Genomic DNA, 13575 nt, shown 5'->3' with positions numbered 1-13575 from the left:
GGGGGTATCAGCCAGATGGCCAACCGGTGGACGTTTGAGGATGTCTCCCCCAAAGGCCCGACCCCGCCTGTGGTGTCAGTGGCGCGCGTATAGCGGGGGTTTGCGGAAGGTGCAAGTCCGTTTGGATACGTCGGATGCGCTTACAAAAATACCCGTTCGACAAACCAATACGCGCCTACCAAAGCGATGGCCGCCGACGCAGGAACGGCGACATAGCGGCGGTAGGCATCAAGTTGGTCGACCAAGGTGGCGGACACGGCACATAGCACTGACAGTACAGCCAGCGGCCAGAAGAAGATCATCGCGGACGCGCCCATCACGTCCTGGAAGGCGGGCGTGTTCATTGCGATCCCAAGCCCCACAAAAACCACGGCCAGCATTCCGTAGATACCCTGCGCCGGGGCTACGTCTGCGTCACCTCGATCTACGCGAATGGCGTACCAGACCAGAATGAACGCAATCGCGATCACGGTCAGTTGGCCGAACTCCACGCCAATGTTGAAGCCGATCAGCGCGGGCACCACCTGCCCGTCCGGCAAGCCGAATTCTCCCAGAACGCTGGCAAAGCCCAGCCCATGCAACAGACCAAAGCCAAAGATCACGAACGGTCGCCAGCGCTGCAATTTGTCTGACACGATGTTTTCGACCGCGACATAGACAATCGACGCAGCGATCAACGGTTCAACGATGCTGCCAGGCACAGTCACGATCCCAAGAACCGCCATTGCAAGCGTGATCGTATGTGCGAGCGTAAAGGCCGACACCTGCCATAGTAGCGGCGCCATGCGTGTGGAGAGGAAAAACAGGCCCAGAACGAACAGGATGTGATCCAGACCTTTGGGCAGAATGTGGTCGAAACCAACCGGGATGTAGGCGCCAAACGTAGTCCAGCCGCTTGCTTCGTCACCACCGCCAATCTGGATGTCGCCGCTGGTCTGACCTCCTTCAAGGTAGCCGGTATAGGGTTCTTCGACGCCCTGCTGCCGAAGCACCAGCGCACCATATGCAGCAGGCCATGTGAGCGAGATTGCGTCCGCATCTTGAGGCAATGCACCGGTCATTTGGAGGACGGTGTCGCGTGGCAGATCTGTGTTGCCCACTTCCGCCACGTCGATACTGGTCACGGACAAAGGCAAACTTGCACCACCCGCTGTCACTTCCAGGCTTTCGGTAAAGCTCGGCATGCGCGGTTCAAGTTCTGCCGTCATCGCATCAGGTTCCAGCGCGCGGATGCGGTCCACCTCGTCTGATGCATCAAGCGCATCTGTGTTTTCGATCCCCTCAAGGCTAACGTCCGCGACAATCGCTTCTCCGTTGAGCGTCAAGGTCAGCAGCACCTGCCCATCCACCACCTCAAGATCACCAATCGCCGGACGCACCTCATGGGCAGAGGCAGCAATCGCAACGAACATCAAACAAAGACTGGCCCAAAGCACTTTCATTACGCACATCCTTTAACTAATTGACGCAACACTGATGCAGTCACGCGCAGCTTCAAGTAAAAGTTTCAAGAAAACCGACGGTTTGGACTGTTTAAATCGTCTGCAGCCCGGCACGGAAGCGCCGCATATTGGTCTGATAACCCAGCGCGCTTTTACGCAGACCGTCTATGACAGCTTCGTCGAGGTCACGCACGACCTTTCCAGGTATTCCCATGACCAACGACCCATCGGGGATCTCTTTCCCTTCGGTGATCAAGGCCCCTGCCCCAATCAGGCAGTTCTTGCCGATCTTTGCACCATTCAGGACGGTCGCACCCATACCGATCAGGGAATTGTCGCCGATGGTGCAGCCGTGCAGCATCACCTTATGCCCAATGGTGCAGCCCGCACCAATGGGCAGCGGATAGCCCATGTCAGTGTGCAGCACGCAGTTTTCCTGAATATTACTGCCCGCCCCGACGGTGATCGTTTCGTTGTCACCACGCAGCGTCGAACAGAACCAGACACTGGCGGCCTTCTCGACCACTATGCGCCCAATGAGGTTCGCATCAGGTGCGATCCACGTATCTTCTGCGATGTCTGGGGCGATCCCGTCCAGAGCGTATAGTGTCATGTCAAATCCTCGAATTCCTGCTGCAATTTGCGCACATGATCGACCAGCCCTGGTTGCTGCAATCGACGCAGACGCGTGGCTGTGACAATGGTTTGCAGATCGGCAAAGGTCTGGTCCAGATCATCGTTGACGAGAACGTAGTCATAGCTGCCCCAATGGCTGATCTCGTCCCAGCTTTTGAGCATGCGTTTGCCAATGGTTTCGGGGCTGTCCTGCCCCCGGCTTTCCAGACGGCGGCGCAATTCTTCAATTGACGGCGGCAAGATAAAAATCGATAGCGTATGCGGTCCAAGTGACGAATTCACAATCTGCTGCGCACCTTGCCAGTCAATGTCGAACAGCACGTCATTGCCCGCGTCGATGGCCGATTGAACAGGCTTTCGCGGGCTGCCGTAAAAATTGCCGAACACATGCGCATGTTCGAGCATATCGCCATCATTTACATCGCGCTTGAACGTGTCTTCGCTCAGGAAATGATAATGCTCGCCGTCCACCTCACCGGGGCGCGGGGCGCGGGTGGTGGCTGAGACCGAAAAACTCAGGCTCGTGTCCCAATCCAACAGCCGCCGCGACAAGGTGCTTTTGCCTGCGCCCGAGGGCGAAGACAGGATGATCAGTAATCCGCGCCGATTGATCATGGGTTACTCCACATTCTGAACTTGTTCGCGCATCTGTTCGATCACCGTCTTCAACTCCAGCCCAACGGCAGTTAGCGGCGCTGATTGTGCCTTAGAACACAGTGTATTGGCCTCGCGATTGAATTCCTGCATCAGGAAATCCAACTTGCGTCCGACCGCGCCATCCGTCCCAAGCAGGACGCGCGCAGCATCGACATGTGTGCGGAGGCGATCAATTTCCTCGGTCACGTCTGCCTTGACCGCGATAAGGGCCAGTTCCTGCGCCACGCGTTGTTCATCGACGCTGTCCTGCGCCTCCATCACTCGTGCCATTGCAGCGCGCATCCGATCGGCCTGTTCGTCTTTGCGAGCTTCTGCCACATCGGTGGCGCGAGTCACCAGTTCCGCGATCTGATCAACCTGCCCGGTCAACACGCCGACCATCGCGGCACCTTCGCTTTGGCGCGACACGATAAAGCTCTCTAAGACAGCGTCGAAATCGGCCAGCAGTTTAGTGCGCACCTCGGCAGGGTCAGTCTGGTGTTGTGCCACATCCATGACACCACGCACGGTTATCAGGTCGGCAGCTGAGGACGCAGTCAGGGACAGCCCCCGTGTCATTGCTTCGGCCTCGATCCGCATCATGGCTGTCAGCACACGATCAAGCTGGGCTTCGTTCAGTTCCTGCACCGTTTCCACCCCAGAAGAATGAAGCCGCAGCGATACCGTCACACTGCCCCGTCCAAGGCGTTTGGTCAGCAGACCGCGCAAGGCTTGTTCCAAGCCATCGATCCAGTCAGGCACCCGCACCCGGATATCAAGACCACGCGCATTCACACTGCGGACATCCCAGGACCAGGCTAACCCCATCGCTTCGCCCTGCCCCGAGGCAAAGCCCGTCATGGATTGGCGCATCGCTTTCCCCCCGCTCACCCGCATTCGGGCCTTGGGTTACGCTGTGCGCCTGAATGATGCAAGCCGCAGCCCGCGTCATGGACACCACTGAAGGTATTAACCATTTGTTAAGATCCACGTCCAAATTGCGGCGCCATCGTGCTACCTCCCTCTTGGGTGAGAGCGATGGGACGACACGGAATGCACATCACATCATTGACGCAAGAAGCGCTGAAACATCACGGTGCGCGGGCGCTGGGTATTCTTGGGACATACTGGACGGGGCTGGCCACCCAGGGCGATGCGCCGCTTTGGTCCGACATCGATCCGGCACATATCCAGGACGCGCTGGAATATGCCTTTATGGCGGATCGCGTCGGGCGCACACACGCCCGCTTGCGCATCGCCGGAGGAACGATCAGCGCCGAACTGGGCCAGGATTGTCATGGTTTACCGCTGTCGATGCTGCTCATGCCCGGAGCCCGCCACGAGTTCGGGGCTGCACTTGCTACCTGCTTCGACACCCGCACCGCTCTTGATTTAACCCTATCCAAACGACGCAATTCGACCAACCCACCGATCCCAGCGCGTATGGTATTGTACCCTTTGAGAAATGACAGTGACGCGGTCACCCGGTTGTTGGGCGGGTTGGCCGCATTTGGCGACACTGGGTCAAGTCCGTGTCAGTTTGACCTGACCGACATCCGTGGCACGCCGCTCACCCGGAAAGGGCATCGTCCCACGTACAAAGATCACCTGAGACTTGTTGTGAACAATACATAAAAAAAAAGGGCGGCCCCGCAGAGCCGCCCTGTCCAAACCTATTGATCCTATTAGCCGGCCTTGGCAGCCTGCTGCGCCTCGCGACGCGCGGTCAGCTCTTCGGCCACCAAGAACGCCAGTTCCAGCGATTGGGACGCATTCAGGCGCGGGTCGCAAGCTGTGTGGTAGCGGTCGCTCAGGTTTTCTTCGCTCACCGCCCGGACACCTCCGGTGCATTCGGTCACATCTTGACCGGTCATCTCGAAATGCACGCCACCGGGAACGGTGTTTTCGGCGTTGTGGATAGCAAAGAAGTCTTTGACCTCCCGCAGCACAGACTCGAACGGACGGGTCTTGTAGCCAGTGGACGATTTAATCGTGTTGCCGTGCATAGGGTCACACACCCACGTAACGTTTGCACCTTCCTCGGCCACGGCCTTGATCAGGCGTGGCAGATGTTCACCCACTTTGCCTGCCCCAAACCGTGCGATCAGCGTCAGCTTGCCCGCCTCGTTCTCGGGGTTCAGCTTGGACATCAGCACCTTGAGATCTTCGGCGGTTGTCGTTGGACCACATTTAAGACCCACCGGGTTCAGAACACCGCGTGCGAATTCGACATGCGCGCCGTCCGGCTGACGGGTACGGTCGCCGATCCAAATCATGTGACCAGACCCTGCAAGCCACTTGCCCGAAGTCGAATCCTGACGCGTCAGCGCTTCTTCATATTCAAGCAGGAGCGATTCATGGCTGGTGTAGAAATCCACGGTCGCGAGCGTGTGCGCCCGGTCACTATCGACCCCAGCCGCCCGCATAAAGTCGAGCGTATCGCTGATGCGGTTCGCCATGTCGCGGTACTTGGCCGCTTTTTCACCTTCGGTAAAACCAAGCGTCCACTGGTGGACCTGATGCACGTCGGCATAGCCGCCTGTCGAAAAGGCCCGTAGCAAGTTCAGCGTCGCTGCCGCCTGCGTGTAGGCCTGCAACATCTTGGCCGGATCAGGAATGCGCGCCTCTGCCGTGAACGGCAAGTCGTTGATGATATCGCCACGGTAGCTAGGCAATTCCACACCATCGACTGTTTCAGTTGGTGCCGAACGCGGCTTGGCAAATTGGCCAGCCATACGGCCGACTTTGACCACCGGCACCTTGGCACCAAAGGTCAGAACCATCGCCATTTGCAGCATCACCTTGAACGTGTCGCGAATGCCATTTGCACTGAACTGGTCGAACGCCTCGGCACAGTCGCCGCCCTGAAGCAGAAACGCCTCGCCGCGCGATGCTGCACCCAGCTCTTTTTTGAGCTTGCGCGCTTCGCCTGCAAAAACCAGCGGCGGATACTTGGAAAGCTGCGCCTCGACGGCCTCCAGCTTTGCTTCATCCGTATAGTCAGGCATCTGTACCCGCGGTTTCGCGCGCCAGCCTGATTTTTGCCACTCGGTCATCGTCTCTACTCCGGTCAATCCAAGTAAGTTAGCGTTAGCGGGCCCGCTATACAGAAACGACCCCGGTCTGACCAGTAAGGAATTGCTTTCGGACGCTTGACCCGGCGCGCCACTTCTGACCTTGTGACCGGCAACGTGCCGCAGAGCACATGCGAAGGTCAGATTCCCAATGTTACCGACACGACAGACCGTTGAACTCGATCATGTTCCAAGCCGCCCTCGCCGGTTTGTCTTTGTACTATTGCCTGAATTCACGATGCTGTGCTTTGCGGCAGCGGTCGAATCCTTGCGCATCGCGAACCGTATGGCAAACCGCAAGCTGTACGATTGGACCATCATCGGCGAAGGCGGCGAAGAAGTGACCTGTTCGGCAGGTGTGTCGTTCAAACTAGATTCGGATCTGGTCGAATTGGTGCGCGATGATGTGGCCCTGCTCTGTGGCGGTATTGACGTGCAAAAGGGCACCACCAAACGCGTCGTCAATTGGCTACGCCGCGAAGCACGGCGCGGATTGTCGATCGGCGGTCTGTGCACTGCCGCCTATTCACTGGCCACTGCTGGACTATTGGACGGCAAACGCGCAACGATCCATTGGGAAAACCAGGACAGCTTTACCGAGGAATTCCCTGAAGTGACGCTGACCAAATCCATCTTTGTTGTCGATGGCAGCCGCATCACGACGGCGGGCGGCACCGCATCGGTGGATCTGATGCTCAAGATCATCGCTGACGATCATGGCGAAGAACTGGCCGGGGCCGTTGCCGACCAGTTGATCTACAACTCCATCCGCACCGATCAGGACACACAACGCCTCTCTGTGCCGACGCGCATCGGCGTACGGCATCCCAAGCTGTCCAAGGTCATCCAGATGATGGAACAGCATATCGAAGAACCGATCAGCCCGTCGGTGCTGGCACAACAAGTCGGCATGTCGACCCGCCAGCTAGAACGGTTGTTCCGCCGCTATCTGAACCGCAGCCCCAAGCGGTACTACATGGAATTACGGCTGCAAAAAGCGCGAAACCTTCTGATGCAGACCGATATGAGTGTGATTAACGTGGCGCTGGCTTGTGGCTTTGCGTCGCCGTCGCATTTTTCGAAATGTTACCGAGCGCATTACGAAACCACGCCATACCGCGAACGCGGAGCGCACGCATCGCGCTTGTCGGTGTAAAACAAAAATCTTAAAAACCTCTACTAGACGCTCCATTTATTGGAGGATCTATTGCGCTGGCGAATGATCAACCAGCGCGGAAACAAGACATTCGAGAATCTTGTGGATAACTCTGCCCCTACGTCAATTTACCACTATTCTTAGGCACGGACGCGCCATACCATACCACATCTAGGTGTGCATTAATAAGTATGGGAGGTACGAATGGATCACATCGATACCGTGTGGATTCTGATCGCAACTGCGCTTGTGTTCTTCATGACAATACCGGGCCTGACGCTGTTTTATGGCGGAATGGTGCGAGCGCGAAACGTCGTCAATATGTTCATGCAGTGCTTTGCAACCGCCTGTCTGATGGTGGTGCTATGGTATGTGGCGGGCTATTCGATCGCCTATGGCAACGGGAATGGCTATTGGGGCGGTCTTGGTAAGATGTTTCTGAACGGCGTCACCCTCCAGACAACCGTCGGCACGCTGCCTGAAATCCTGTTCTTTGCGTTCCAGATGACTTTCGCGATCATCACGCCGGTCATCATTTTGGGCGCCTGCGCCGAGCGTGTGAAATTCGGCTTTGTGCTGCTGTTTTCGGGCCTCTGGATGCTGCTGGTCTACGCACCCGTCGCGCACTGGGTCTGGGGTGGAGGCTTCTTGTCCGATGGCGGCATCTTTGGCGAGCTTGGCGTACGTGACTTTGCCGGCGGACTGGTGGTGCATGAAACCGCAGGGATCGCCGGATTGGTTCTGGCCATCGTGATCGGGCCCCGCCTGAACACAAACAGCAACCCTCACAGCCCTGGCCTCGTGATGATTGGAGCAGCGATGCTTTGGGTGGGCTGGCTTGGCTTCAACGGCGGATCAAGCCTGTCCGCAGATCCAACAGCCGCAATGGCCCTGACCGTGACTTTGATCGCCGGTGCCGCATCATCGCTGTCATGGCTGGCTTGGGAGTATATCAAGTTCGGCAAGTTCACTCTTGTCGGGATGGTCACGGGAACGTTGTCCGGATTGGCGTCGATCACCCCCGCAGCCGGATTTGTCGATCCAAGCTATGCGCTGCTGATCGGAGCGATTGCCGGGATGATGTGTCAGGAAGCCGTCTATTTGCTGCGCAAATTCGGCGTCGACGACACGCTTGATGTGTTTGCCGTACACGGAGTCGGCGGCATCTACGGATCAATGATGATTGCACCTTTGGGTATCACCCACTGGAGTGCGCAAATGGGCGGTATTGCCATCATTGGCGCATACACGATCTGCGTCACCCTTGTGCTGATCTTCTTCTGCAAAGGTGTCATCGGAATCCGTGTGTCTGAAGAGCATGAAAACTCCGGCCTCGACAAAGTACTGCATGGCCAGCGCGGATATGAACTTTTGACCTGACCCTAGGTTGGACAGCACACTGAAGGGGATGATCGCCGCAGAGGCGATCATCAACGTCTGTCCATCAGCGGTCCCTCGCGCGACCATCAACGTGGAGCCGAGGCACAAACAAAAACTCACCGGGACTAACGCGTTCGCCTGACACGTCCGTTCGGCAGCTTTGGCCTCATGTCTCGGTTTCCAGAAAATTAATGGATGCGATGCGCGGGCCATAGAACCGCTAACAATCTGCGCGACCTCGTCGTTACATAATAGGACACCTCTTGATGTAAAAACGAAGTGTGACCCATGGCGACAATTTATGACCTGATCGAGGTCACAAACATCAGCGCCAACACGACCTATTCTGCAGTTCAAGGCAATTACATTGGCGTCGTGGATGGCATGGTGTCGACCGCACTTGACGACGGTGAATTCGATCAAGGCGATGTCGTCACGATCGGTGGCACGGACTACACCATTGATCTCATTCAGGAGCCATCCAACAGCGGTCGGTTTACTCTCACAGATGGCACCAACCTAAGCTTCAATCCGCAATCCGAAACAAATCTTGATGCGGTCTTCCTGACTGTGTCCGACGGAGTGAATACGCGGTATTTTATCATCGCGAACGACAGCTACGGCGACATGTCGATCGACGAGATTCGCACGGGCAGTCTGACGGATGTCGGGGGTAGTGACGCCGCCATTATTTCGACAACGAACAATTCAGTGTCCGTTGTGTGCTTCGCCAATGGAACACTTATTGAATGCGCAGATGGCCGGATTGCTCCGGTTGAAACGCTTAAGGTTGGAGATGCGGTTAAAACGCTTGATCATGACCCTCAAAAGATTTCGTCGACCGGGTTTCGTTCTGTCGGTTCTGCGCAAATGTTTGCAAATTTGTCGCGAGAGGACCGGGCTATTCAAACCCTCTGAAAAGACCAATTTTATCCAATCACGTCCAATTGTGGATGCGGTGTTATGATCTTAAGATCCCGGGATAGACATCCGATACAACGCGCCATTACCGATACTCAGGAACCACAAATCACCACTTGGCCCTTGCCGGATATCGCGAACACGCTGGGTACTTTCGCCTTGGATCTGTTCCGCCTCGCGCAGGGGAGATCCTTCAAGCCGCGCGATGTAATCAAACTTCAACGAACCAACGAACATATCACCATTCCAACTGCCGATTGACCCGTTGTCGTAAAAGGCCATGCCTGATGGGGCAATCGACGGATCCCAGAACTTCTCGGGCTGCTGCATGCCGTCTTTGGTGGTGCCTTCGCCAATTGACCGACCAGAGTAGTGCTTTCCGTACGAAATCACAGGCCAGCCGAAATTGGCCCCTTTGGCGATGCGGTTCACCTCATCGCCACCACGCGCACCGTGTTCGTTGACCCATAGCTGTCCCCGAGCATCGATGGCTGCGCCTTGCGGGTTGCGGTGACCATATGACCAGATTTCGGGCTGCACGCCTGGCGTCTGCGCGAAAGGGTTATCAGCGGGCACATCCCCGTCCTTGGTGATCCGCAGAACTGACCCGTTGTGCAGGCTGCGGTCTTGGGCTGAAGGACGATCGCCGCGATCCCCAACAGTCACAAACAACGTACCATCAGGTGCCTCGACAATACGAGAGCCGAAATGCCGCCCACCGCTGGACCCCGGTTCGATTTCGAAAATTGTTTGATGGTTCGACAAGGAAGTGCCGTCTGCATCCAGCGTGGCCTTGGTCACGGCCGTCCCGCTGCCGCGTCCCTGACGTTTGGCATGGGTGAAAAACAGGGTCCGGCTTTGGGCAAAGTCGCGCGGCACCAAAACGTCGAGCAAACCACCCTGCCCGTCTACAGTTACCTGTGGCGGGTTGCGCAGCGTGACGGCGCTTTGGCCCGGAGTGATCAGCAGGACGTCGCCTTCTCGTTCAGTCAGCACAATTTTACCATCTGGTAAAAAACCAAACCCCCAAGGCGTATCCAGCCCAGTCACAACCGCCGAGACCTGCACCGCACCTGCGCTGGTCTGGAGCGTTTCGGACGTAACCTGGGCAGCCAATGGCGCGGCGGATACGACAAAAGTCAAAGACAATGTCAGGCGGCGTAACAAGTCCATGTAGATATCTCCGAATAAAGGATGATGATTTGAAATATGTGTGCACCTGCCCCAACGGCAAGCGTGCTTACGTAGTCGTGAGGGCACAAAACGGTGACGAAAAACTTTGCCTGAGAGGCAGCGCCACTTCCTAAGCTATTGAAAATAAATCACTAGATACAAATGCACCGCAATGCGATGGGTCTTTTCTTTTGCACGGCATCTGAATATCGTCATCGCCAGAACATCACGATGTTCCAACACGGGAGTGAAAAATATGAAAAAGTTTCTGACAGCCACTGCGGCTGGTGCGTTGATGGCGGGTTCGGCTTTTGCAGCCGGGCATTCCAACGAAATCAAGATGGGGATCATCCTTGGCTTTACCGGCCCGATTGAATCCCTGACACCGGCCATGGCGGCTGGTGCCGAGATGGCGATGGCCGAAGTCACCGAAAGCGGCAAGCTGCTTGACGGGGCCACAGTGACACCGGTCCGCGCGGATTCAACTTGCGTCGACAGCGCAGCCGCCACAGCCGCAGCCGAGCGTCTGATTACCAGCGATGGTATCAAGGGTATGATGGGCCCCGATTGTTCCGGTGTAACCGGCGCGGTTCTGGCCAACGTGTCGGTGCCAAACGGCATGGTCATGATCTCGCCCTCCGCGACATCGCCTGCTCTTTCGGCTGCCGAAGACAATGGCCTGTTCTTCCGCACAGCCCCATCTGACGCGCGTCAGGGTGAAGTGCTCGCCGGCATCATGGTCGACAAGGGCATCACAAGTGCTGCGGTCACCTATACAAACAACGACTACGGCAAAGGTTTTGCCGACGCGTTCCAAGCCGCCTACGAGGCCGCTGGTGGTTCGGTGACCCTGTCGGCACCGCATGAAGACGGCAAGGCAGATTACTCTGCCGAAGTCGGCGCGCTGGCTTCTGCTGGTGGTGATGCGCTGGTCGTACTGGGTTATGTGGACCAAGGCGGCGCGGGCGTCATCCAAGGTGCGCTCGACACAGGCGCCTTTGACATGTTCGCTATGGGCGACGGCATGATCGGCGACTCGTTGGTTGAACGTTTTGGCGACGATATTGCGGGTATGATCGGGACAGCCCCCGGTTCAGATAATGCTGGTGCGGCATTGTTCGCCGAGATGGCAACGGCGGCAGGCATCGATGGAACATCGGTTTATTCCGGTGAATCCTATGACGCAGCTGCACTGATGCTGCTGTCAATGGCCGTGGCCGGATCAATGGAACCGGCTGATTACCAGTCACACATCTTTGACGTGGCCAATGCGCCGGGCGAACAAATCCTTCCGGGCGAATTGGACAAGGCGTTGGAAATCATCGCCGGTGGCGGTGACATCGACTACCAAGGCGCAACCGGCGTCGAACTGGTCGAACCGGGTGAAGCCGCAGGTTCTTATGCGGAATTCACGGTCGAGGACGGTGCGCTGAAAGTTGTTGGCTACCGCTGATCGGTTGCGCAACCAAACAATCAAGCGGCGCGGGAATTTTCTCGCGCCGTTTCACTATCAAGAGCGGCCAAAAACACACCGCCACAGGGATATACGATGATCGAGGTGAAAAACCTTCACCGCCATTTTGGCGGCTTTCGCGCAGTTGACGGTGCGACGCTCGAGATCGAGACCGGATCGATCACCGGTCTTGTTGGGCCAAACGGAGCAGGAAAAACCACACTTTTCAATGTGGTGGCGGGCGTTCTTCCACCAACCTCAGGTCACGTCTTCATGGGTGGCGAAGACATCACCGGCCTTGCGCCACACACGCTGTTTCATAAAGGTCTGCTACGCACATTTCAGATCGCGCATGAGTTCAGCTCTATGTCTTGTCGCGAAAACCTGATGATGGTGCCGGGCAACCAAACCGGTGAGACGCTCTGGAATACATGGTTCGGACGCAAGCGCATCGCCAATGAAGAACGCGCACTGCGGGCAAAGGCGGACGAGGTTCTGGAATTTCTGACCATCGAACATCTTTCCGATCACAAGGCCGGTCAGGTCTCGGGCGGTCAGAAAAAGCTGTTAGAGCTTGGCCGTACCATGATGGTGGATGCACGCATCGTCTTTTTGGACGAAGTCGGTGCCGGGGTGAACCGAACCCTTCTCAATACCATTGGTGACGCGATCATCCGCCTGAACAAGGAACGCGGCTACACGTTCTGCATGATTGAGCATGACATGGATTTTATCGGTCGGCTCTGCGACCCGGTGATTGTTATGGCCGAAGGCAAAGTCCTGTCGAAAGGCACAATTGACGAGATCAAGGCAGACGAGCGCGTGATTGAGGCCTATCTGGGAACCGGGCTCAAGAACAAGGAAGCGGTGTGATGAGCAGCACCCCGTATCAGGACGATCGCGGGAACAAAGACGCGTCAGTTACCAATTCGCATGGTCAGGGGACGCTGACCGCGTCGGGCACGCAGCCGAATCCGATGCCCGGGAAAGACGGTCCTTTCCTGATTGGTGAGAACATGACAGGTGGCTACGGCAAAGCTGGCCCGGACATTTTGCACGATTGCACCATCGCGGTGGAGCGTGGTGAGATCGCTGTGATCGTCGGCCCCAATGGTGCGGGCAAGTCGACGGCGATGAAGGCAGTGTTCGGCATGCTCGATCTGCGCAAGGGTCGCGTGTTGCTGGACGGTCAGGACATTACGGAACTGACTCCACAAGCGCGAGTGCGCCACGGGATGGGGTTTGTACCCCAGACCTCGAATATTTTCACATCGATGTCGGTTGAAGAAAACCTCGAGATGGGCGCGTTCATTCGCCAAGACGATTACCGCACCACGATGGAGCAGGTCTTCGAACTGTTCCCGATTCTGCGCGAAAAACGCAATCAGCCCGCTGGAGAGTTGTCTGGTGGTCAGCGCCAGCAGGTCGCCGTCGGCCGCGCTCTGATGACCCAGCCAAAGGTGCTGATGCTGGATGAACCAACAGCGGGGGTGTCACCCATCGTTATGGACGAGCTGTTTGACAGGATTATTGAAGTGGCGCGCACAGGCATTTCAATCCTGATGGTTGAACAGAACGCCCGCCAAGCGCTTGAGATCGCGGATAAAGGCTATGTTTTGGTCCAAGGCGCGAATGGCTATTCCGGCACTGGCAAAGATCTTTTGGCCGACCCGGACGTGCGCCGGTCGTTCCTGGGAGGATGAC

General features: G+C 56.9%; 13 protein-coding genes. 7 read left to right on the top strand and 6 right to left on the bottom strand.

The genetic code is table 11. The annotated features are described in order from the left end of the window. Positions 1-140: 140 nt before the first annotated feature. The 4 genes from ACTG4M_RS07230 to ACTG4M_RS07215 all read right to left on the bottom strand — a co-directional run bounded on the left by ACTG4M_RS07230 (position 141) and on the right by ACTG4M_RS07215 (position 3611). A complete protein-coding gene (locus ACTG4M_RS07230) occupies positions 141-1442 on the bottom strand; it encodes a HupE/UreJ family protein (protein WP_439122976.1) in 1302 nt (433 codons plus the stop codon). Between the two features lie 91 nt (positions 1443-1533). Next, positions 1534-2055 (bottom strand): gamma carbonic anhydrase family protein, encoded by a 522-nt coding sequence (locus ACTG4M_RS07225; RefSeq protein ID WP_439122975.1) that lies wholly within the window; start codon positions 2053-2055, stop codon positions 1534-1536. After that, positions 2052-2693, bottom strand: coding sequence for a guanylate kinase (gmk, locus tag ACTG4M_RS07220; RefSeq protein WP_439122974.1), 642 nt, complete (start codon positions 2691-2693; stop codon positions 2052-2054). Before gmk ends, ACTG4M_RS07225 begins: the two co-directional genes overlap by 4 nt. A gap of 3 nt (positions 2694-2696) precedes the next feature. After that, positions 2697-3611 carry a YicC/YloC family endoribonuclease gene (locus ACTG4M_RS07215; protein ID WP_439122973.1) on the bottom strand — a complete coding sequence of 305 codons (915 nt, stop codon included), beginning with the start codon at positions 3609-3611 and terminating at the stop codon, positions 2697-2699. A 156-nt stretch (positions 3612-3767) separates the two neighbouring features. On the opposite strand from ACTG4M_RS07215, the gene ACTG4M_RS07210 reads away from it, so the two are divergent. After that, positions 3768-4349, top strand: a complete 582-nt coding sequence (locus tag ACTG4M_RS07210; RefSeq protein ID WP_439122972.1) for a PAS domain-containing protein — start codon at positions 3768-3770, stop codon at positions 4347-4349. A 50-nt stretch (positions 4350-4399) separates the two neighbouring features. Here ACTG4M_RS07210 and ACTG4M_RS07205 read toward each other — a convergent pair whose 3' ends face one another. Beyond that, a complete protein-coding gene (locus ACTG4M_RS07205; protein WP_439122971.1) occupies positions 4400-5770 on the bottom strand; it encodes a class II 3-deoxy-7-phosphoheptulonate synthase in 1371 nt (456 codons plus the stop codon). Positions 5771-5939: 169 nt separating this feature from the next. Here ACTG4M_RS07205 and ACTG4M_RS07200 point away from each other — a divergent pair, with 169 nt between their 5' ends. The 3 genes from ACTG4M_RS07200 (at position 5940) to ACTG4M_RS07190 (ending at position 9242) form a co-directional block, all read left to right on the top strand. Beyond that, positions 5940-6944 carry a GlxA family transcriptional regulator gene (locus ACTG4M_RS07200; RefSeq protein ID WP_439122970.1) on the top strand — a complete coding sequence of 335 codons (1005 nt, stop codon included), beginning with the start codon at positions 5940-5942 and terminating at the stop codon, positions 6942-6944. Between the two features lie 204 nt (positions 6945-7148). Continuing rightward, complete coding sequence (locus ACTG4M_RS07195) at positions 7149-8324, top strand: ammonium transporter (protein WP_439122969.1); 1176 nt, start codon at positions 7149-7151, stop codon at positions 8322-8324. Positions 8325-8612: 288 nt separating this feature from the next. Beyond that, positions 8613-9242, top strand: a complete 630-nt coding sequence (locus tag ACTG4M_RS07190; protein WP_439122968.1) for a Hint domain-containing protein — start codon at positions 8613-8615, stop codon at positions 9240-9242. A gap of 51 nt (positions 9243-9293) precedes the next feature. Here ACTG4M_RS07190 and ACTG4M_RS07185 read toward each other — a convergent pair whose 3' ends face one another. Next, a complete protein-coding gene (locus ACTG4M_RS07185) occupies positions 9294-10418 on the bottom strand; it encodes a PQQ-dependent sugar dehydrogenase (RefSeq protein WP_439122967.1) in 1125 nt (374 codons plus the stop codon). A 256-nt stretch (positions 10419-10674) separates the two neighbouring features. Between ACTG4M_RS07185 and ACTG4M_RS07180 the strand changes: the two genes are divergently transcribed. The 3 genes from ACTG4M_RS07180 (at position 10675) to ACTG4M_RS07170 (ending at position 13574) form a co-directional block, all read left to right on the top strand. Continuing rightward, positions 10675-11871 (top strand): ABC transporter substrate-binding protein, encoded by a 1197-nt coding sequence (locus ACTG4M_RS07180; protein ID WP_439122966.1) that lies wholly within the window; start codon positions 10675-10677, stop codon positions 11869-11871. A 96-nt stretch (positions 11872-11967) separates the two neighbouring features. Beyond that, the gene (locus tag ACTG4M_RS07175) at positions 11968-12744 is read left to right on the top strand and encodes an ABC transporter ATP-binding protein (protein ID WP_439122965.1); all 777 of its coding nucleotides are present in this window, start codon (positions 11968-11970) and stop codon (positions 12742-12744) included. Then, a complete protein-coding gene (locus ACTG4M_RS07170) occupies positions 12744-13574 on the top strand; it encodes an ABC transporter ATP-binding protein (protein WP_439122964.1) in 831 nt (276 codons plus the stop codon). Before ACTG4M_RS07175 ends, ACTG4M_RS07170 begins: the two co-directional genes overlap by 1 nt. The last annotated feature ends 1 nt before the right edge of the window (position 13575 follow it).

The sequence above is a fragment of the Marivita sp. genome, assembly GCF_965656765.1.
GTDB lineage: Bacteria > Pseudomonadota > Alphaproteobacteria > Rhodobacterales > Rhodobacteraceae > Marivita.
Note: the sequence above shows the minus strand (reverse complement) of the source record. Positions and strands in the feature narration are given on the sequence as shown.